Source organism: Rouxiella sp. T17, from assembly GCF_036663475.1.
Taxonomy (GTDB): Bacteria; Pseudomonadota; Gammaproteobacteria; order Enterobacterales; family Enterobacteriaceae; genus Rouxiella.
Window position 1 is genome coordinate 235,365 of sequence record NZ_JAWUEA010000037.1, and the last position, 20,382, is coordinate 255,746.

A 20,382-nucleotide genomic window follows, 5' to 3' on the forward strand; every position below is an offset into this window, starting at 1 on the left:
GGCACATGAGTGTAGAACGTGTGGAATATACTGGGTCATGATGAGCCGTCAAGTTAATCAACGCCTTACTTATTGACGGCGTAAACATAGAAGCTACGTTTTATACGCGTTGGTCGCCGCTCTGGCTTTCGATCTTTCGCTCAGCCAGTCTTTAACCACGACGCCGCCCGATGCCAGAAGCAGGATGGCGCCCCACAATGCCAAGGTAATAAACTGGCTGAGTCCAAGAAGAATTGATGCGGTCGACATCAACTGCAAAATAAGCAGTGAAAGTATGACGCCACTGACGCGGCCAAATCCGCCCAAAGGATCGACACCGCCGAGCACGGCTGCAAGAATAGCGACCAGTAAATAACTTTCGCCATACGCCGCATTGGCGGAGTCAAAACGTGCCATCATTATAATTCCCGCGACGCCGGCCAATAGTCCGGAAATTAAATAAACCCATACCAGACTGCGGCGGGTATTAATTCCAGAATACTGAGTGGCGCGTTCATTTGAACCGATCATGGCAATAGAATTACCCAATGGCGTCTTATTAACGAAGATACTCAAGGGAATAATGGCCAAGGCAAAGATAATAAGGGCGAAGGGAACGCCAAATAATGTTCCATTACCGATAAATACCACCGGCGCGGGGAAACCTGAAATAACGTTACCGTGACTTAAACCAATGGCCAGCCCTTTGACGGCGGTCATGGTGCCTAATGTCGCGAGCATAGGAGGGACGCGCAAATAAGCCACTAAAATGCCGTTAATTAACCCGACCAACGCCGCAAGGAGTAATCCAACGAGGATTGCTCCAACCTGTAGCAATCCCCAGGAAAGGCCCTGTGTTTCAGGCAAAAAGTGCGTCAATGTGTAGGCGACCGTCAGCGCACAAAGATTTGCCGTGGCAATAATAGACAAATCAATACCGCCGGAGAGCATCGGAATCATCATGGCGAGGGCAAGAAAGCCGAGTTCAGGAAGCTGGAAACCCATGGATCGCAACCCTGCGGCCCCGAAGAGTTTGTTGCCTTCGAGCAGGCCGAGTCCGACAACCATCAAAGCCAGCATCAACAGCAGTCGGACGTTGTTTGTGCCTAAACGATATTCGATGTTTCCCAATAGCGTTTTTTGATTATGTTTCATCATGCTGCTCCTGGTTGGACCTGCTTGTGACGTTTGCGGGTTTCTCTCGCCATCATGATCATGGCGGCAATAATAACCAGACCGGTACTAAACATGGACCAGTAGGATGAAATTCCGAGTAAAATCAGGCCGTTCTGCATTATGGCAATAAGCGCCAGCCCCAACACGGTTCCGAGCACCGTACCTGCTCCGCCCATCAGGCTCGCGCCACCGATGACAACCGCTGCCACTACGTCCAGCTCGCGACCCACAAGGGCGGTAGGTGATACCGATTGCGCCAGCTGCGCCTGCGCTAAAGAGGCAAAACCCGCCAGTGCTCCCATATAGCCGTAAACCAGCATATTTAGCCGATAAACGTTGAATCCAACGCGCTGAGCGGCGTCCGGATTCCCGCCCATCGCGTAAATCTGCCGGCCTGTATTGCTCATGTTAAGCAGCAACCAAGTCACAACAAATGCCAGAACCAGCGCGATGATTTGGAAATTCAGCGCGTAGGTTACGCCTTGGGCGTCGGTGTGGAATACCAGCTCAAATCCATTGGTAAACCACTCTGGCAACATGAAAATGTCGGCGCCGCCAGTGACGGTCAGTAAAATTCCGAAGAACACATTCAACGTGGCAATCGTGATAATCAGTGCCGAGGTTTTAAGCGTATTCACCAGCAGGCCGTTGATTAATCCCAAAACAATGCCCAAGCCTATGGCGATGACGAATACCCCAATCCAGCCGATACCAAAATGGTTGGCGACAGTCAGCGCCGCGAACTGCGTAATCGAGGCCGCCGCGGCAAATGACAAATCTATGCCGCCGGTGATAATCACGACCAGTAAACCGGCGGCCAGTATGCCGATAAACGCCGTTGAACTCAGGATATCCAGCAAGTTTTGCAAGGTAGCAAATTCAGTCGTAAAAACGGACAGCAATACGACCATGACCGTCATGACAATCAGTAGTCGACATTCATGCGTGTGCACGAATCGTTGAATAAAATCACGCATTGACAGCCTCCTTCAACTCTTCTTCCGAGCAGCGTCCGGGAATGTATTCGCCATTAAGCCTGCCGGCACGCATCACCAGAACACGATCGCTGTGATAATAAATTTCGGGGATTTCGTCTGAAATCATGATGATGGCAATGCCGCTAGCGGCAAGCTTTCTGACGATGGCATAAATGCCGTCTTTGGCATGGATATCTACGCCAACCGTTGGGCTGTCGAGGATAAGAAGTTTGGGTTTTGTCGCCAGCCACTTCGCGAGAACTACGCGCTGCTGATTGCCGCCGGACAAGGTTTTTACCTTGTTTTCAGGATTGCCCGCCTTGATCGTCAGCTCCTCGATGGCGTGGCGCACGGTGGTTTCGTAAAGGTCGTCGCGAATTAATCCCGCTTTGTTGACCAATTTTTCAATCACGGAAAGGGTAATGTTGGCGCTAATCGATTGTTCGAGCACCAACCCCAGAGCAAGCCTATCTTCGGACAAATAGGCGATGCCGTGTTCAATCGCATCGCGATTCGAGCGCAGTTTCACGGCATGACCGTGAAGAAATATTTCACCGCTTTCAGGGCGGGTCAGGCCAAACAGGCTTAATGCAAGCTCCGTGCGGCCCGATCCCAATAGCCCGGTGAGACCCAGGATTTCCCCACGGCGAATGTCCAGACTGATGTCCTGATACTCCCCCGGGCGTGACAAATTGCGCACCTCCAGCACCGTTTCCGTAGTGGGGCGATCTTTCGCCACTGACTGATAGCTGAACTCTTTACCCGTCATTAAGGTTGCCAGTTTTCGGTCAGACATCTCTTTGGCATCGTAGGTGCCCAGCATCACGCCATCGCGCATCACCGTAACCCGATCGGCGATTTCCAGAACTTCGTCGAGACGATGGCTGACAAAAATAATCGTAATGCCGCGACTTTTTAACTGCATCGTCAGTTGCAGCAGGGCATCAACTTCATGTCGAGTGAGCGAAGAGGTGGGTTCATCCATAATAACCAGCCGCGCATTCGCCGCCATAGCACGGCAGATGGCGACAAGCTGACGCTGGGCTATCGAGATGTTAGCCACTTTTTCACCGAGTGGCAGCGAAACGCCGATGCGCTGAAGAGCTTCAACCGCGGTCTGCTGAACTTTTTTCCAGTTAACGCGTTTAAGCCCGCCAACATGCTGACCAATGGCGATGTTTTCGGCGACGGTCAAATTCGGAAAAAGGGAGAGATCCTGATAGATAACCTGCACGCCAAGCCGCGTACTCTCAACGGGCGTCAGGGGAGAAATAACGTTGCCGGCAATGGTGATAACGCCGCCCGGCTCTGGCTGGTGAACTCCCGACATCACCTTGATAAGCGTGGACTTTCCACAGCCATTTTGCCCGCACAAGCAGTGTACCTCACCTTCTTCGAGGGACAGACTAACGTTTGAAAGCGCGTGTACACCGCCAAAAATCTTAGATATTCCATCCAATTGCATAAACACTGACATTGCACTAGCCCTCTATAATTAGGGTACAGGCAAGCTGGCCTAACCCATAAAAGGCCAAGCCAGATCTTGTGTAGAAAGTAGGGTGTTAGAGGCCGAGCTTGATCAGTTCTGCGATCGTGGATTTGTTAATCGCCAGAATGCGATCCACCATGATCACATTGTTGGTGTTATCGACGGTAGCTTTACCCAGTCCCGGAATGGTCATCCCGGTTTCAAATTTGGTGTTATCCAACGCCAGACGAGCGACGGCGGTCATTGCCAGACCCGCCTCCTTAGGACTCCAAAGGAAGCCTTCACGGATCACGCCCGACATAATATAAGCCCGCGCCTGAGAAGGGATGGTGGTGCCGACCAAGGCAATTTTCTTCTCGAGATGACGTTTTTTCAGCACGTTGCCAGCGCCGATCGGACCGTTGGAACCCATCGACATAATGCCGGTAACATTAGGATAAGCCTTGAGAATATCCTGCGTTACGCGTTCTGACTCGTCGATAAAATCTGCGCCCGGAAAGCGATCGGCGGCAAGTTTCATGTTGGGATAGTGCGCTTTCTGATAGGCAATGGCCGCGTCGGCCCACTGATTGTGGCCGGTCGTCGTTAATGTTCCTACCAAGATGACATAGTCACCTTTTTCGCCCATTTCGCGTGCAAGAGATTTCATCTGCGCTTCGCCGTAGCCCTGCGCGCTCATCAGCTCAACGTCCCACGTTTTGCCAGGCTGATTCGGCCCTTCTTGAGTGATCACCATAATGCCCGCTTCCCGCGCGCGTTTAACCACCTGCGCGGTCACTTTGGTGTCGAGCGGAACCAGCCCGATAACATCGACTTTTTTGGCAATCAGATCTTCGATTAATTTGACCTGCTGCGCAGGATCCGCACGGGTTGGGCCAACCATTGAAGTGTCGAGATTAAACTGCTTGCCGCCTTCCTCGAGGCCTTGATTAAGAATGTTGAACCATGGCACGCCGGCTTCTTTTACCACCGTCACCATGGTTTTGGCCTCGGCGGCGGTGGCAATGGCTGGCCAACTCAGGCCCACGGCCATAGAAAATACCGTCGTGATACTCATTAATTTAACTAAATTGCGGCGATTCATGTTGATACCCCTTAATTATGATTAATAGTGGCGCATCGTTCTGATTAGCATTAAATACGTCGCTGTCTTTGGTGTTGGATAAATAACAGTAACGTAACGACTCAGTGCCATGAACGTAGGTAATCGGCAAAAATTCTATCTTTAAGGAAAGCGAGTGATTTGTAGAAAAAGGTCGGTCAGACGATGCTTATTCACTTCGGGAACAGACCGCACTAAATGCCCCTTTAGCTGACTCGACTTTACTGTAAAAAAAATCAAAGTAAATTACATTGGCCGGGTAAAGTTCTCTTCTTTGATAAAGCTCACACCTCGGCTTTGCAAAACCGGCACTATTCTTATCGAGATGTGTGGATGAGGCTCTTCTCCGTCATACTTTCCGCTGCATTGAGATAACCCAGCCTGACGTTGAAACAGGCCACTTCACCACTCGCCAGCGTGCGCACATTACCCGCCTGATTCTCGACGTAATGCCCCTCAACGCCGCACGTCGCCGGCATCGCAAAGGCGCAGACTTTTTGCATGTTGTTTGCGAGTATCCAGCGGGTGACATGGGAAAATTCGGCAGGATTATAGCTGACCGCAAAAGCGTCTCCAGTAGGTCTGTGCAGCATAAAATGCACCCGATCATCATCCGCTTTTTTCATGTTTTTCAGATAGAAAACGAGTTCGGGATCGCAGCCTATGTCCTCTCTCACCACCTCTGTTGCGGAAGGGTTATGCTTCATTCTTTCCAACCTTGCAAGGTACTCGTCGTTGGCTTTTACAATGGCGGGAACTGAACTTCTGACCACCGTGTCCACGGGGTTAAAACTCGTCGGCTGGACAATTTTACCGTCCTCCACAAAGGCGAAGTTGGCGTGACACATGTACATTAACTCCATAGGATTCAACGACAAGTTCTTTACTTCCATGCCAATTTCGAACGTTGCCTCGTGGGGGCGAAGGGTGACTCGTGGGGCTGCGCGATAGTGATCACCAAAGCCCATAAGGTATTCGGTCTCGCTCACCACGGCTATCCACGGGCCTTTTGCATCTTCGCCCATTTCGATGCGTGCGCTGTCCATCGACGCCAAAGGCATTTCGCCGTGCAGGGCGTGGCTATCGTTCGGGCCTGGGTTACCGTTGCGCAGCAAACCCGAGTGGTACATGAAGCATCCATAGGTGCCGACGATATCCTTTGCCCGTCGCGGCACCTTGAACTGACTCTGCATCGTAAGATCAACGCCATCAAACATGGCTTGCCAAATCATCTGGCCGTAATAGGGCAAGATAACGAGATGTCCGCGTTGATTTGTAAGGCGAATAGCCTCGATACCCGTTTCATAGGTGAACAATTCTGCGGTGCAGCCTTGCGCACTGATAAGTTCGGTAGAAAGCGGCGTGAAAAAGTTTTTCTTGAGATTAATGGTGGTGTGTTTCATCGAGGGCTCCGCAAGTTGAAAGGCAATTAATTTACTATCAATGAATCGACAGTAAATCTTTCGCCTTGCTTGCTCAACCGATCACGCTTGGTAGGGAGGCTCTATTTGCACAGAATGTGAGCTGTAGCTGCTTTCTGAAAAACCCATTTGGGGTTTGCAGGTTGGGGGAAGATTGCAGAGGGTAGTGAAATCCGTTGGTGGAATAGGGCTTTATTGGGCGGTATCCGACGAGATAGCAAACTGCCTGCTCGTTGCAGATGTATTCAGCTTCTACTCAACTAGCGTCACTTTGAGAGATAGCAAGAACCGCGATGTGATGTAGCCCGAGAGAGATATGAACGAGTTCAGGCTGAAAAATTTTTTCCCTGCCGAATTGCACTCAGATTGGCAGGCGCCAGTGGCTTCGCCCTACATGCAAAGGACGATTTCACAGGGATCGCTGGCGAACGCGGGCGCAGAAATGCCCGCAGCCAGACATAGAAATGTCGCCGCGACGAGGCGTAGGTTCATGGAAATTCATCCTTAATAAGCAGGAATTAGGCTACAGCGGACATCCTCTAAGACCTCAGGTGTAGCTCATTAAATAAACTAAATTTGACACTTTACCTATGTATGCGTAGGTTAACTGTAAAAGAAGTTGAGAGGTGATCTATGCGCTATACAATCCAAAATGATACTCAGAAACACACGTCAAAAGAGCGAGATGCATTCCTATGCCGCGTTGCTAACATTACCGGTGAAATTGTTGAAACCCTCGCCAATAAGAAGCGATTGTCTAGCGCACTTAACCTTACTGATATCGAACTGATAAGGTTGATGTTTGAGACTCAAATCGAACGAACCTCTGAGGTGTCTCCGCGCGAACTGCGGAAAATTGCCATCCTTAATGAGGGGGCTATTCAGTTCGCAGAACATTTGAAGGGCTTGGGAGGAACTTGCAGGGCGAGTCGTGCTGCTGAAATTCTGGGTGTCAAAAGGCAAACCATCAATAACCGAGTTAAAGCGGGTAAGCTTCTGGCCATTAAATCAGGCGGTGAGTCTTTGATACCTTTATTTCAGTTTGATGGAAATAAGGTCGTCGCTGGATTGGAAGAGGTACTGGCGAAGCTAGTTGTATTTAGCGATGTGACAAAGATTTCATTCTTAACAACCCTGTTCTTCTTTAATGACGAACCAGAATTAAACGTTGTTGATGTGCTCAAAAAGTACGGTAAATCAGAAAAGTATATGGACGTTATAACCTGTCAGGCATCTCTTTTCGGCTCTCAGGCCGCTCATTAATTTTAAGGACCCGGCATGCTGCTGCCGGGTTGTCCTTTAACTACTCTTTATTCACTTTAAAATTCAACGTAATCGCTACGATCTCTTTTCCTGAAATATCATATTCTGGCCAGTTCTGCGGGAAGTTTTCTGCATCTTCGTCTAAATAGTCATTTACAGAACAATGAGTAACGTCAATTAGTGGGCCTATCTCCCCAGGAAAATATCGGTTGAATGATAGAGCATAAGGGGTGTACCCCATTTGCCGTAATAGATATTAATTAAATGGGTAAAGGGTTATTTTAAGGCTATTTGCTATTGAGTTATTAAAATAGACATATATTTCATTTTTTTAACAATAATTATTATGCAGATTATAAAAGTCACTGGTAAGAAATTAGTAGCGTATAAAGCGCCTGAGTGGATGAAAAAATCTGTTAGTGGTAAAGAGGCTATAAGAAGAGCTCAAGAATACGAAGCGATAATGCAAAAATTGGCTTCAGGTTATGATATTTTTAAAGTTGATTAACAATTGCGTACTAATCGCAATGATAAATAGCTGGCATCAATGAAATCTATTCTTGAGGCCTATCCAAAGTATCAACTGCTATGCTTAACATATATGCACTCAACAGGACAAACCTATGTGTGGCCGTTTTGCGCAGTATGAAAGTAGAGACCAGTATTTTGATGCTCTTAGCCTGAATCCCGATGACATCCTCTTCGATCCCGAACCCATCGGACGTTACAACGTTGCGCCCGGAACTTCCGTTCTCTTGCTTCACCATCTTGACGCCGACTATCACCTAGATCCTGTTCATTGGGGATACGGGCCTGAGTGGTGGAACAAAGCACCCTTAATCAATGCCCGGAGTGAAACGGCTTCGACTGGACGCATGTTTAAACCTCTATGGCGAACGGGAAGGGCGATTGTTCCTGCCAACGGCTGGTATGAATGGAAGCGCGACGGCAGCGTTAAACAACCTTACTTTATTCACCATAAAAGTGATTCACCTCTGTTCTTTGCTGCAATAGGTCATACTCCTTTCGACCGAGATAATCCGGCTCAGGGATTTGTTATCGTGACCGCCGCGAGCGATAAAGGGCTGGTAGATATTCACGACAGAATGCCTCTTGCGCTTGAACCGAAAGCAGCACTGGAATGGCTCAATCCTGAAACCAGCGCTGAACAGGCAGAGGAGATTGCAAAAGAGGGAGCTGTAAGTCTGAATGAATTTGCCTGGCACCCGGTCACAAAAAAGGTCGGCAACATCCGTAATAAGGGACCTGAACTGATTGAAGAGATTGATGATGCCGAGCTTTAGAAAGCACCTTATTTAATTTTTTGAGATTTTGGCTCCTACTACGGAGAGTACAAAGCTAAATGCGGGCGTGGTACTAATCTTGCGCAATGCAGATGGAATGAAGGATGATTACCCTCAATACCTAACATGACAACATTAAGGAGAGCTGCGGACTGTGATGTTTTGGATCCGAAATAAGAAAGATAAAGCTGCTGCCGACAGCAAAAAAAATCGCTTCGATCACCTGCTTTCTGTGGCCGAACGACTACCCGTTAAGGCACTACCTGATCTCATTCGCGCTATCGTCCGGCCTATACAGAGTGACCTCCTGCTGGCGGTAGCAGAAGAAGGAACGGATTCCCGCCCAGATATGACTCCACAAGAATTTTTTTTTGACGGGCTTATCCAAGTACAATTTTACGAGAAGATGAAAGAGGGCAAACTGAACAGTGATGATTATCCGCTGTCGCTGGCAAGTGATATGGTGCTGCCATGGCCGTGGAACTTGTCGCGCTACATCGATAGCGTTTCATACATCGGAATCCATAAGGGAATGCCATGGAAGCAGGATAAACTCAACCATTATGTTGACCTGTGGCTACCGTGGCGAATTGGCTTTGTTCACAGCGGTAACCATTCCATAACGGCGGGCATTTTGGCCGGTGAAGGGACCATAATCCCTGATCACGTTTACGATATGTCGTATTTGTTTACGCTGATCCGAACGGATGGCGTTCACTGGTTTGTGAACGGCCAAAAAGCCGAAGCAGTGAAGTCCTGGCGGTCAGCGGCGGTGTTTGAAATAGGGCGGCTGTTAGTGGAAGGATCTTAAAGAGGACGAGGGTATATCAATTAATCATATAAGACTCTAAACATAAAACAATCTCCAACCTGCAAAACGACCCCAGATAAATACCATTCTACTTCAGGCAATAAACACATATTACTGACGCGAAAAGCAACTCTACCTTTTTTTAAATATCCAATGCGTTGCGTGCTCGGCGGTGGAGTTTTGTTGCGATCAGGACATCATCGTTTTCAATTCGATCAAACAGAGGGCCGCTTGAAAATCGGAAAAAATCCTACTCCACTAATGATATGTTCTAGTTTTGAATCAAAGAGGATTACAACAAAGGTTAAAACGATAGGCTACCGCAGCCTGGCACGGTGCTGGTTTGCCTGGAAATGATTATATTGTGAGTGGCCTCGGCGATGTCGTCGCGTATAGTCAAAACCATGAAACGCTTACAGGATCTCTATCGTGGGATAAAACCGGCGAAGAGGAAATAGCGCGCCGCTGCCATCGTGGCTTATTAAAGGCAAAGGAAGCAGAATGCATATCGAGCCGTTACCGCCTCTCAATACCTTGATCGCGTTTGAATGTGTTGCCCGCTACGGCAACATTTCCCGCGCCGCTGAAGAACTCAATCTTACGCAAAGCGCCACCAGCCGCCAGATACTGCAACTGGAGGAAATGCTGGGTTGTAAACTGTTTAACCGGACTCAGCGGCGGGTGCTGCTGACCCCGCGCGGGGAAATTTATGCCGTGCAGGTTCGTCAGCAACTGGCCGCGCTGTCCCATGCTACCGCTGAGGTCATGGGTTGGAACGGTTTGCCGCAGGTTACCATCGCCTGTACAAGCGCGATGGCCTCACTCTGGCTGGCACCGCGGCTCTCTGCGTTGCATCTTGTCTGGCCGGATATGCAAATCCGCATGAAAATTTCGGATAACTTTGCCGATATGCGGACATCTGAGTTCGATCTGGCGATATTTTATCTGCATGACGCACCCGCTAAGTTTCAGGCGAGCGCGTTGTTTGATGAAATTTGCTATCCGATGTGCGCACCTGACTTTCTCAAGCGGCTGGATCCCTCTGCGCCACCTGAAGCGCTGTTGCAACATATGCTGTTGATTCAGGATGATCCGCAACGTGAATGGACCGGCTGGAGCGACTGGTTCGCCTCGCAAGGTGTGCCAGCGTTTGTGCCCCGGCAAACCTGGCGGGCGAATAATTATCCATTTTTAGTGCAGGCCGCATTACGGGGTGACGGAATATTACTCGGCTGGGAAGGCATGGTGCAGGATCTTCTCAATCGCGGTGAGCTAGTGGCAGCGCACCCGGGTAAACTGGCTGCCAATGGCAAATGTTATTTGCTGACCCCTGAAGATCGCTATATCAAGCCCATTGTCCGCCAGGTTATTTCCTGGTTGCAAAATAATCAATAAGGCAAAAGTGAGGGCATAAAAAATAAACCACCCTAAGTGGATTATATTATTTGCCTTCGCTTTAACAGGTTATTGTATTTCAGCCGATGGTCATAAGTTTTAATTATATTTAGCGCTGTGGATCAAACGGCGGTAATTTATTTTTTATTGTGTTACGGCGGCGGCGTGAAGCGTGCATACCCACTAAGGTGAAAATTAACCACATCGTTTGTGATATTACCGCAGCCAAATTAAAGTCCCGGCTGAGAGAATACAGACCACAAATCCCTCCGGTAATATTCAGGCAGGCGTAAATATCTGAATCAACAGTTAATTTCCTCATTTGCATCAAGGCATAAGCCAGCAAATAACAGAATACCCCTACTAATCCAACAATTGTATGCAGTTCCACATGCTTGTTCCCTGGTGTCGGTCAATGATCGAGAAGTTATCTTTTTTTTCAGTGTTCTGCTGCGCGTTTTTCGCATAGTCTGATACGAAATATTCATAGATGAGTTTTTAATACTTTTGATATAAATCAGGAATAACTGCGCTCAGGCTCAGGGTGAAATGTAAAACAGGGTGAAACAACACGGAGCCAAAAATAAATGAAAGACGACCATTCTGACTTTAAAAAATATCTTCAGGGCGCGAATTTAAGCCGCCGTTCATTTATCAATACCACGGCCTTAATTGGGGCCGGCGCGGCCTTATCGTTGTCGCCGTTTGCTGGTTTTGCCGCCGAGGCGGTGCCAAAAAAAGGTGGCGTGCTGAAACTTGGCATGTCGGGCGGCAATACCAGCGATACGCTGGATCCCACGCTGTTCAGTGATTGGGTACCCCTTAATCAGGCTTATATGCTGATGAACGGGCTGATTGAGATTGATGAAAATAATCAGGCCACGCCGGAACTGCTGGCAAGCTGGCAAGCAAAACCTGGCGCTCAGGAATGGACATTCAAGGTACGGCAGGGGGTGACCTTTCATAACGGCAAAACCCTGACCGTGGAAGATATTCTCTACTCCATTAATCTGCATCGCGGTGAAAATTCGCGCAGTGCGATCAAAAGTCAGCTGGCCAGCATTACCGAACTGAAGAAAAGCGGCGATAACGACATCACCCTGGTGCTGGATAGCGGCAACGCCGATCTGCCTTTCCTGTTGGCCGATTATCATCTGGTGGTGGTGCCTGATGGTTTCACCGATTGGAAACATCCCATTGGCACCGGTGGTTTTATTTTTGACCAGTATCAACCGGGCGTGCGCTCTTATTTCAAGCGCAATCCCAATTACTGGAAACCTGACCGCGCTTTCGTTGACGCCGTGGAAGTTCTGGTCATTAACGATGCCACCGCGCGCACTAACGCCTTGATTTCAGGCCAGGTTCACGCTATCAACCGGGTCGATTTCAAAACCGTCGATTTCCTCAAGCGCAGCCCAATGCTCAATATCGTCCGCTCATCTGGCGGCCAGCATTTCACCTTCCTGATGGACTGCCGCGTGGCGCCGTACAATAACAACGATGTCCGTATGGCGATCAAGCATGGCATCGATCGAGAAAAGCTGCTGGCAACGGTGCTGCGTGGTTATGGTTCCCTAGGCAATGATCATCCCATTCCAAAAACCGATCGTTTCTTTAACAAAGCCTTGCCACAGCGGGCTTATGATGCTGACAAAGCGAAGTTCTATCTGAAAAAAGCGGGCCTGAGCACGTTGCCGGTAGAGCTATCTTCCTCGGATGCGGCCTTTGCCGGTGCCCTTGATGCGGCTGCACTGTTCCAGGGCCAGGCTGCCGAAGCGGGCATTAAACTCACTATCAAACGTCAACCTGCCGACAGCTACTGGGATGATGTCTGGATGAAAGCGCCTTTCAGCATGGGTTATTGGGGCGGGCGTCCTACTGCCGATCAGATGTTCTCAACGGCCTGGCAATCCACCGCCAAATGGAACGATAGCCACTGGAAGAATGAAAAATTCGACGCGCTACTGTTGCAGGCCCGCTCACTGCTGGACGATCAAAAGCGCGCGGAGATCTATGGCGAACTGCAAAGTATTGCCCGTGATGACGGTGGCGCGATGATTCCTCTGTTTGGTGATTATCTGGATGCCACCAGCAAAAAATTGGGCGGCGTCAAACCCCATCCGCTGTTTAACTTTATGGGTGGTCGTCTGGCTGAACGCGTCTGGTTGGAGTCGTAATGAAAAAGCAGATTCTTCATCGCCTGTTGCTCGGCATTTTAACCTTATGGCTGGTCTCCCTGTTGATATTTGTCGGCACCGAGCTGCTGCCTGGCGATGTTGCCAGCGCGATACTTGGCCAGAACGGTACGCCGGAAACGGTGGCGGCATTACGCAGCCAGTTGGGGCTGGATCAACCGGCCATCTGGCGTTATTTGCACTGGCTGGGCGGCGTGCTGCACGGCGACCTCGGTATGTCACTGGCCAATAATCAGCCGATCGGGGACGAACTGTTGCCGAGGCTGGGCAATACGCTGTTCCTTGCCGGTTACGCTGCCGTCGTGGCCATTCCGCTGGCCGTGCTGCTGGGCATCGCCTCTGCGGTCTGGCGTGGTTCCTGGTTCGATAAGCTGGCTAACTCACTGACCTTGCTGAGCATCTCGGTGCCGGAATTCTTTGTCGGTTACGTGCTGGTCATCTTCTTTGCCATCCGCTTCGCCTGGTTCCCCAGCCTGGCGCTGGTAGAGCCGGATGCCGGATTCCTGCAAAGGCTGTATGCCTGCACGCTGCCGATGCTGACGCTGGTGCTGGTGGTGCTGGCACATATGCTGCGCATGACGCGGGCGTCGGTGGGCGCGGTAATGTCGAGCAGTTATATCGAGTCGGCGCTGCTGAAAGGCCTTTCGCGCTGGCGCATTGTGCTTGGGCATGCTCTGCCCAATGCGCTTGCGCCCATCATCAACGTCATTGCCTTTAACCTCGCTTACCTGGTGGTGGGAGTGATTTTGGTGGAAGTGGTCTTTGTCTATCCGGGCATCGGGCAACTGATGGTGGATGCGGTGACCAAACGCGATCTGCCGGTGGTCCAAGCTTGTGGTTTGTTGTTTGGCGGCACTTATATCCTGCTGAATACCACGGCGGATCTGCTGGCTATCTGGTGTAACCCACGGCTCAGGCATGCGAGGTAACGGATGCGAAAATTAAAAAGTAGTGTGCCATTTTCAGCCTGGCTGGGCATTGCTATCATCGCGATTAACCTGATCGCAGCGCTGTTTGCCCCCTGGCTGGCACCGCACAGCGAAACGGCGCAGGTAGGTGATATCTGGATGTTACCTTCATCGTCGCTGCCGCTGGGCACTGACAGTCTCGGGCGTGACATGTTATCGCGCATCCTGTTTGGTGCCCGCACCACCATTGCAATTGCGCTGGCGATTACCGCGATCTCATTTGTGATCGGTATCCTGACCGGTTTTACCGCCGCCATTTATGGCCGCTGGGTCGACATAGTGTTAACGCGGATCGTCGACACGCTGATGTCGATTCCGGTGCTGATTTTGGCGCTGATTGTGCTGTCCGTGCTGGGCACGTCGATTCCGGTGCTGGTAGGCACTATTGCACTGTTGGATGCCACCCGCGTGTTCCGTCTGGCGCGTCTGGTGGCGCAGGGCATTGTCTGCCAGGAGTATGTTGAAGCAGCCAGATTACGTGGCGAAGGGCTGGCGTGGATTGTACGTAAGGAGATACTGCCTAATGCCATCCCGCCGCTGCTGGCTGAATTTGGTATGCGTTTCTGCTTCACTTTTCTGTTTATCGCCGGGCTGAGTTTCCTCGGCTTAGGGATTCAACCGCCGTGGGCCGACTGGGGCAGCATGGTACGTGATAATGCACAGGCAATTAACTTTGGGCAATTCGCGCCGCTTTACCCGGCCGCCGCCATTGCGCTGCTGACTATCGGCGTCAATCTGGTGGTTGACTGGCTGCTGTTGCGTAACAACCTTTCGCTGGGAGAAGAGGGATGACACAACCGATCCTGACGATGCGCAATGTGCGCATAGAAACTGACCAGGGCATTCCACTGGTACAGGATATTTCGCTGGCCCTGCAGCCCGGTGAGGTGCTGGGGCTGATTGGCGAATCGGGGGCCGGTAAATCGACCATCGGCCTGGCAGCGTTGGGCTATGCGCGTCCCGGTTGTCGCATCGCTGGCGGTGAAATCTGCATTGCTGGCAGGGACATCGTGCCACTTTCTACCGATGAAAAACGCCAGATTCGCGGCAGGCAGGTGGCCTACGTGGCGCAAAGCGCAGCGGCAGCATTTAACCCGGCGCTGACCATCGGTAAACAGGTGTGCGAAGGGCCAATCAGGCACGGGCTGATGGATGCTGACAGCGCGCAACAATGGGCAGTGACGTTATTCCGTGCCCTAGATTTACCCGAGCCGGAAACCATTGGCCAGCGCTATCCACATCAGCTTTCAGGTGGGCAATTGCAACGCGCCATGGCGGCGATGGCGATGTCCTGTAAGCCTGATGTGCTGGTACTGGATGAGCCTACCACGGCGCTGGACGTTACCACGCAAATTGAAGTGTTAGTGATGCTGCGCAAGCTGGTACGTGAATTCAACACGGCGGCGCTTTATATCACCCACGATTTAGCGGTCGTGGCGCAGATTGCCGATCGCATCATGGTATTGCGCCAGGGACGTGAAGTGGAGTGCGGCACCACAGGCGACATCCTGCAACATCCTGGCGAGGAATACACCCGGCGGTTGGTGTCGGAACGCGCCGGGGCATTGACCCCAATGCAGCGGGAAACCAGCCCGCAGGAGGCCTTGTTAACGCTACAAAATGTCTCTACCGGCTACAACGGTAAAAAGGTGGTGCATGACGTCTCCCTGAACCTGGCCAGAGGTGAAACGCTGGCGATTATCGGTGAGTCGGGCAGCGGCAAAAGCACGCTGGCGCGCGCGCTCTGCGGCCTGCTGGGTGATACCACCGGCACCGTCACTTTTGCTAACCAGGCGCTGAGTAACCGCTATCAGCAACGTGATAAAGAAACGTTGCGCCGTATCCAGATGATTTACCAGCTGCCTGATGTGGCGCTCAACCCGCGTCAAACCATCCTCGAAGCCATTGGCCGCCCGGTGGCATTTTATGGTGGTCTGAATAAACAGCAGGTACGTCAGCGGGTCGAAGAGTTACTGCGGCTGACTGAGCTGCCGCTTAGCCTGATCGATCGTTACCCTGGTGCGCTCTCCGGTGGGCAGAAACAGCGCGTCTGTATTGCCCGCGCGCTAGCCGCAGAACCCGATTTAATCATCTGTGATGAAGCGACGTCGGCGCTCGATCCGCTGGTCGCTGAGGAGGTACTCAACCTGATGCGCCGTTTGCAGGAGCAGCTTGGTTTGTCTTACCTGTTTATCACCCACGATCTCGGTACGGTAAAACGCATAGCGCAGCAGGTAGCCGTTATGTATCAGGGCAAAATCGTTGCGCAGGGGCCTACCGGCCAGGTGTTCAGCGCGCCAATGCACAGCTACACCGCGAAACTGTTAACGTCTGTGCCTGAAATGCGCTCATCCTGGCTGGATGAAGTGCTGGGACAGCGTCATTTAAATGCCATGGCAGGAGCCTCATGAAAACTCTCGTTAGCGAATTTCCATTCAGCGTCAGCGTGACCGAACAGGTGTGGATCACATTGCAGGACGGTACGCGTCTGGCGGCACGCATGTGGCTGCCGCTGTCGGCCTCACAGCAGCCGGTTCCGGCGATCCTGGAATATATTCCTTACCGTAAACGCGACGGCACTCGCACCCGTGATGAGCCGATGCATGGTTATTTTGCCGGTCACGGTTATGCGGTACTGCGGGTTGATATGCGTGGCAGCGGCGAATCCGAAGGCCAACTGGCAGATGAATATTTATTGCAGGAACAGGAAGATGCGCTGGAGGTGATCGACTGGATCAGCCAACAAGCCTGGTGCAGCGGCGCGGTTGGCATGATGGGTAAATCCTGGGGAGGCTTTAACTGCCTACAACTGGCCGCGCGTCGTCCGCCGGCGCTAAAAGCGATCATTACCGTCTGCTCTACTGACGACCGTTACAATGATGATATTCACTATAAAGGCGGCTGCCTGCTGAACGACAACCTGTGGTGGGGCGGCATTATGCTGGCTTACCAGAGTCGTCCGCAGGACCCGGAACTGGTTGGCGATAGCGCCTATCAGCAATGGCTGGCACGGCTGGAGAATATGCCGTTTTTCCCGGCGCTGTGGATGGAGCATCCGCTGAAAGACGCCTACTGGAAACACGGTTCAGTGGGTGAGGATTGGCAGGCAATTCAGTGCCCGGTGCTGGCCGTCGGTGGCTGGGCTGACGCTTACAGCAACGCCATTTTTCGTCTGATGGATAACCTCGATGTGCCGCGGCGCGCCATTATCGGTCCGTGGGCACATATCTATCCACAGGATGGCACGCCACAACCCGCAATTGGCTTCCTTCAGGAAGCGGTTAGCTGGTGGGATCACTGGTTAAAGCAGGTTAATAACGAGGCGATGGACGGGCCGCGCGTTCAGGTATGGCTCAATGACAGCCAGCGTCCCGGATCGCAACGCCCGCAGGCCACGGGTGAGTGGATCGCTATCGACAGTGATACGCAGGATGCCACTACCGACCAACGCCTTTACCTGCAGCCGAAAACCCTGAGTACGGCACCCGCAGTTAAGGATAACTGGCAACTGATTTGTACCCCGCAAAATCACGGCCTGTTTGCCGGGGAATGGATGGGCGCGGGCGTGCTGGGTGAAAGCCCGTGCGATCAGCGCATGGATGACGGCCTGGCAGAAAGCTACGACAGCACACCGCTGGAGCAGAGCCTGAGCATCTACGGCTTTACCCGCTTCAGCGTGCAACTCAGCAGCGATAAACCTGCCGCCATGCTCTATGTCCGCCTGTCGGATGTCGCGCCTGATGGTGCCTCAACCCGCGTAACGCACGGCTGGATGAACCTGAACCATCTTCAGGGGCAGCACAAATCGGTGGCGCTGACGCCGGGCGAAAACGTTACGGTGGAACTGAAGCTGGATGGCATTGCCTGGCGATTTGCTGCTGGTCACCGTTTGCGTATTTCACTGGCAACCACCTTCTGGCCAATGATTTGGCCGATGGCGGAACAGGCCACGCTGCGGGTAAACCTTGCCAGTGCTGTGCTGCATCTGCCGGTTTGTAATCGGGTTGATGCCATTGCCGGGCCAAACCCGCAGCCGAAAACCGCCGCAGATACACCATTGACGCTACTGTCACCGGGACGGGTAGACAGAGAGCTACATTATGATGTGGTTAACGACAGCTGGCAAAGCGTCACCAATGGTGTCGGCGGCGTCTTCGGCGAGGGGGTTTATCGCTTCGACGATATCAATACCACCGTCGATCACAGCCTGCGCCGTCAGCTGACAGTGCATAATCAGGACCCGCTGTCGGCACATTACCTGCTGACGCAAAGCATGAAAATTGGCCGTGAAGGCTGGTGGACGGAAACCGATATTACGCTGGAGATGCGCAGCGATCTTACCCATTTAATCATCAGCGGTGAGATGCAGGTGCAGCACAACGGCGAAGCCGTATTCTCACGTACCTGGCACCGGCGCATTGCGCGATAAGCCATGATACCGGGCCTGGCATACGGGCCCGTTTTTCCCCCTGTTTCATATTCTTACTAATAACCGGCGTTACCACACCAGCAATGCTGCAAAAAGTTAATGCAGTCTTCTATGTTTGTGCTTTATCGTCCGGCAGCGCATCCAGGCACCTTACAACGCGCAGCATATTGGCAACATGCGCCTAGTTTTGTGTGTCATCCGCCTGTATCGCTAACTGCTGCTGCATGCTGCAGTTAAACCTGCCTCATCTCTTCCAGAGCATCGATTGCCTGTTGAATCGTACGACTCTGCAGCACCAAATATACGGTTGTGGCAGCAGAGAAAAGCATCGCCAATTCCAACTCATAAACTACAACCCATGCCAAATTGGTAGCCAGCAAGGAGCGCTATGCGTAAGTCGCATGAGAAGTTGTCAGGTCGCAACAGCTCTGTGTTTCCCATCCCGCTGCTACTTACTTCGTAGCGCCCGCTATCGAAATCTACTCGATAGACGAGGCCTTCATGTGCCTGCATGGCGTCAGCAAATGCAAAAATCTGGAAGAATTTGGCCGGGAAGTGCGGGAGAAAGTCTATCGCTGGACCGGCCTGACCGTCGGCGTCGGAATTGGCCTGACTAAAACACTGGCAAAATTGGCCAACCATGCGGCCAAGAAATGGTCCAAAACGGGTGGAGTGGTTGACCTCTCGACGCTGGCACGTCAGCGAAAGTTGATGGCGCTGGTCGACGTAGGGGATGTATGGGGCGTGGGTCGACGTATTTCAAAAAAGCTCAACGGCATGGGCATTTTTACCGCGCTGCAGCTGGCCGATTCCCGGACCAGTCTCATCCGCAAACATTTCAACGCCTTGCTGGAGCGGACTGTCCGCGAGCTGCGCGGTGAATCCTGTCTGGAACTGGAAGAGTTTGTGCCGACCCCGACAGTAAATTGTCTGCTTAGGTGTGTATATTTTAGATGTAAAGTGAGCAGATAAATGGGGTTTTTAAATATATCGAGGCTTGAAAGTTTTTGAGTACAAAAATCAGAAATCAGATTTAATACTTTTAAATTAATAGATTAGGTAGAATCTCTTTTACTACACATAGAGAAGAAAACCATGAAACAACATTTGAAAACACTTTTAAACAGCTTCATCTTGGCAGGCGCTTTTTTCTCATCACTTTCAGTAGCCGACGATGCTCCCCGAGATCTCGGTTTATTACCTTTAGATGAGCAGGCGACAGTATTCAAACAGTATGATCTGGCGACTGAGGGAACGCATTATTACGATTTATGGTGTGGTACCAGCAAAAATGATGACGGTTATTCTATCCAATATAACTATTTTGAAAAAAATCATCCTCCTGTAGGAGCCAAGTTTTCCGGAGGGGAAGATGCAGGGGCACGAATTTTCTTCAGAAAGGATATTTCAGTTGATAGCGTTACCCACTCCATCGTGTTTAAGGGCATAGGTAGATTGAATGCAAAATTGACTAAACTCACGTTGGAGAGTGGGGTAGTTAAGCCATGCTCGCATGAAATGGAATATGAAAACTTGCAGAATGATACAAGTAGTTAAATTTACGAGTGGTGATATTGGCTAAAAAAAGGCTGTTTTAAGGCGGCGTTTTTGAGGCTGATTTTGGCCTTGATAACTGTAGGCAAGAGCGATTTTTACCCTCTTTTTACCATCGCCAAATCCCAGAAACAAAAAAAACCAACCCTAACAGGTTGGTTTTAAAGGAGATATTTGGTCGGCATGAGAGGATTTGAACCTCCGACCCCCGACACCCCATGACGGTGCGCTACCAAGCTGCGCTACATGCCGACGCTGGATAATAAGTCTACTCATCCATACTTCGAAAGCAAGATACCCGCCAAACGAATGCTTAAAA

Annotated in this window: 17 protein-coding genes, 1 tRNA gene and 2 pseudogenes; 13 read left to right on the forward strand and 7 right to left on the reverse strand. The window is 51.2% G+C overall.

Annotated features, from left to right (window positions below; translation table 11 throughout):
- Positions 1 to 93 precede the first annotated feature (93 nt).
- The 5 genes from SC206_RS16365 to SC206_RS16385 all read right to left on the reverse strand — a co-directional run bounded on the left by SC206_RS16365 (position 94) and on the right by SC206_RS16385 (position 6,126).
- Complete coding sequence (locus tag SC206_RS16365; protein ID WP_332738779.1) at positions 94 to 1,134, reverse strand: ABC transporter permease; 1,041 nt, start codon at positions 1,132 to 1,134, stop codon at positions 94 to 96.
- Positions 1,134 to 2,132: an ABC transporter permease gene (locus SC206_RS16370; RefSeq protein ID WP_332738724.1), complete on the reverse strand. Its 999-nt coding sequence runs from the start codon at positions 2,130 to 2,132 to the stop codon at positions 1,134 to 1,136. The genes SC206_RS16365 and SC206_RS16370 overlap by 1 nt, the downstream gene beginning before the upstream one ends.
- Positions 2,125 to 3,609 (reverse strand): sugar ABC transporter ATP-binding protein, encoded by a 1,485-nt coding sequence (locus tag SC206_RS16375; protein ID WP_332738725.1) that lies wholly within the window; start codon positions 3,607 to 3,609, stop codon positions 2,125 to 2,127. Before SC206_RS16375 ends, SC206_RS16370 begins: the two co-directional genes overlap by 8 nt.
- 85 nt (positions 3,610 to 3,694) lie before the next feature.
- Positions 3,695 to 4,705, reverse strand: coding sequence for an autoinducer 2 ABC transporter substrate-binding protein (locus tag SC206_RS16380; RefSeq protein WP_332738726.1), 1,011 nt, complete (start codon positions 4,703 to 4,705; stop codon positions 3,695 to 3,697).
- Positions 4,706 to 5,040: 335 nt separating this feature from the next.
- The gene (locus SC206_RS16385; protein WP_332738727.1) at positions 5,041 to 6,126 is read right to left on the reverse strand and encodes a DUF4432 family protein; all 1,086 of its coding nucleotides are present in this window, start codon (positions 6,124 to 6,126) and stop codon (positions 5,041 to 5,043) included.
- A 651-nt stretch (positions 6,127 to 6,777) separates the two neighbouring features.
- Between SC206_RS16385 and SC206_RS16390 the strand changes: the two genes are divergently transcribed.
- The 6 genes and pseudogenes from SC206_RS16390 (at position 6,778) to SC206_RS16420 (ending at position 10,917) form a co-directional block, all read left to right on the forward strand.
- Positions 6,778 to 7,407, forward strand: coding sequence for a helix-turn-helix domain-containing protein (locus tag SC206_RS16390; protein WP_332738729.1), 630 nt, complete (start codon positions 6,778 to 6,780; stop codon positions 7,405 to 7,407).
- Between the two features lie 346 nt (positions 7,408 to 7,753).
- Positions 7,754 to 7,915 (forward strand): hypothetical protein, encoded by a 162-nt coding sequence (locus SC206_RS16395; protein ID WP_332738730.1) that lies wholly within the window; start codon positions 7,754 to 7,756, stop codon positions 7,913 to 7,915.
- 115 nt (positions 7,916 to 8,030) lie between these two features.
- Positions 8,031 to 8,711, forward strand: a complete 681-nt coding sequence (locus SC206_RS16400; protein ID WP_332738731.1) for an SOS response-associated peptidase family protein — start codon at positions 8,031 to 8,033, stop codon at positions 8,709 to 8,711.
- A gap of 154 nt (positions 8,712 to 8,865) precedes the next feature.
- A complete protein-coding gene (locus tag SC206_RS16405; protein ID WP_332738733.1) occupies positions 8,866 to 9,522 on the forward strand; it encodes a DUF6710 family protein in 657 nt (218 codons plus the stop codon).
- A gap of 314 nt (positions 9,523 to 9,836) precedes the next feature.
- Positions 9,837 to 9,980: pseudogene (locus tag SC206_RS16415) on the forward strand (MurR/RpiR family transcriptional regulator); the annotation flags it as partial.
- 43 nt (positions 9,981 to 10,023) lie between these two features.
- Positions 10,024 to 10,917: a LysR substrate-binding domain-containing protein gene (locus tag SC206_RS16420; protein ID WP_332738735.1), complete on the forward strand. Its 894-nt coding sequence runs from the start codon at positions 10,024 to 10,026 to the stop codon at positions 10,915 to 10,917.
- Positions 10,918 to 11,026: 109 nt separating this feature from the next.
- On the opposite strand, the gene SC206_RS16425 is transcribed toward SC206_RS16420, so the two are convergent.
- Positions 11,027 to 11,308: a CBU_0592 family membrane protein gene (locus SC206_RS16425; protein WP_332738737.1), complete on the reverse strand. Its 282-nt coding sequence runs from the start codon at positions 11,306 to 11,308 to the stop codon at positions 11,027 to 11,029.
- A gap of 196 nt (positions 11,309 to 11,504) precedes the next feature.
- On the opposite strand from SC206_RS16425, the gene SC206_RS16430 reads away from it, so the two are divergent.
- The 7 genes and pseudogenes from SC206_RS16430 (at position 11,505) to SC206_RS16460 (ending at position 20,066) form a co-directional block, all read left to right on the forward strand.
- On the forward strand, positions 11,505 to 13,094 hold the full coding sequence (locus SC206_RS16430; RefSeq protein ID WP_332738739.1) for an ABC transporter substrate-binding protein: 1,590 nt from the start codon (positions 11,505 to 11,507) through the stop codon (positions 13,092 to 13,094).
- Entirely contained in the window at positions 13,094 to 14,041 is a 948-nt protein-coding gene (locus tag SC206_RS16435) for an ABC transporter permease (RefSeq protein ID WP_332738741.1), read from the forward strand. The genes SC206_RS16430 and SC206_RS16435 overlap by 1 nt, the downstream gene beginning before the upstream one ends.
- A 3-nt stretch (positions 14,042 to 14,044) precedes the next feature.
- Positions 14,045 to 14,872, forward strand: a complete 828-nt coding sequence (locus SC206_RS16440) for an ABC transporter permease (RefSeq protein WP_332738743.1) — start codon at positions 14,045 to 14,047, stop codon at positions 14,870 to 14,872.
- Positions 14,869 to 16,491: an ABC transporter ATP-binding protein gene (locus tag SC206_RS16445; protein WP_332738745.1), complete on the forward strand. Its 1,623-nt coding sequence runs from the start codon at positions 14,869 to 14,871 to the stop codon at positions 16,489 to 16,491. The genes SC206_RS16440 and SC206_RS16445 overlap by 4 nt, the downstream gene beginning before the upstream one ends.
- Positions 16,488 to 18,509 (forward strand): CocE/NonD family hydrolase, encoded by a 2,022-nt coding sequence (locus SC206_RS16450; RefSeq protein WP_332738747.1) that lies wholly within the window; start codon positions 16,488 to 16,490, stop codon positions 18,507 to 18,509. Before SC206_RS16445 ends, SC206_RS16450 begins: the two co-directional genes overlap by 4 nt.
- Positions 18,510 to 18,968: 459 nt before the next feature.
- A pseudogene (locus SC206_RS16455) lies at positions 18,969 to 19,424 on the forward strand (Y-family DNA polymerase); the annotation flags it as partial.
- 180 nt (positions 19,425 to 19,604) lie between these two features.
- Positions 19,605 to 20,066: a hypothetical protein gene (locus SC206_RS16460; RefSeq protein WP_332738749.1), complete on the forward strand. Its 462-nt coding sequence runs from the start codon at positions 19,605 to 19,607 to the stop codon at positions 20,064 to 20,066.
- A gap of 172 nt (positions 20,067 to 20,238) precedes the next feature.
- On the opposite strand, the gene SC206_RS16465 is transcribed toward SC206_RS16460, so the two are convergent.
- A tRNA-Pro gene (locus tag SC206_RS16465) sits at positions 20,239 to 20,315 on the reverse strand.
- Positions 20,316 to 20,382 lie beyond the last annotated feature (67 nt).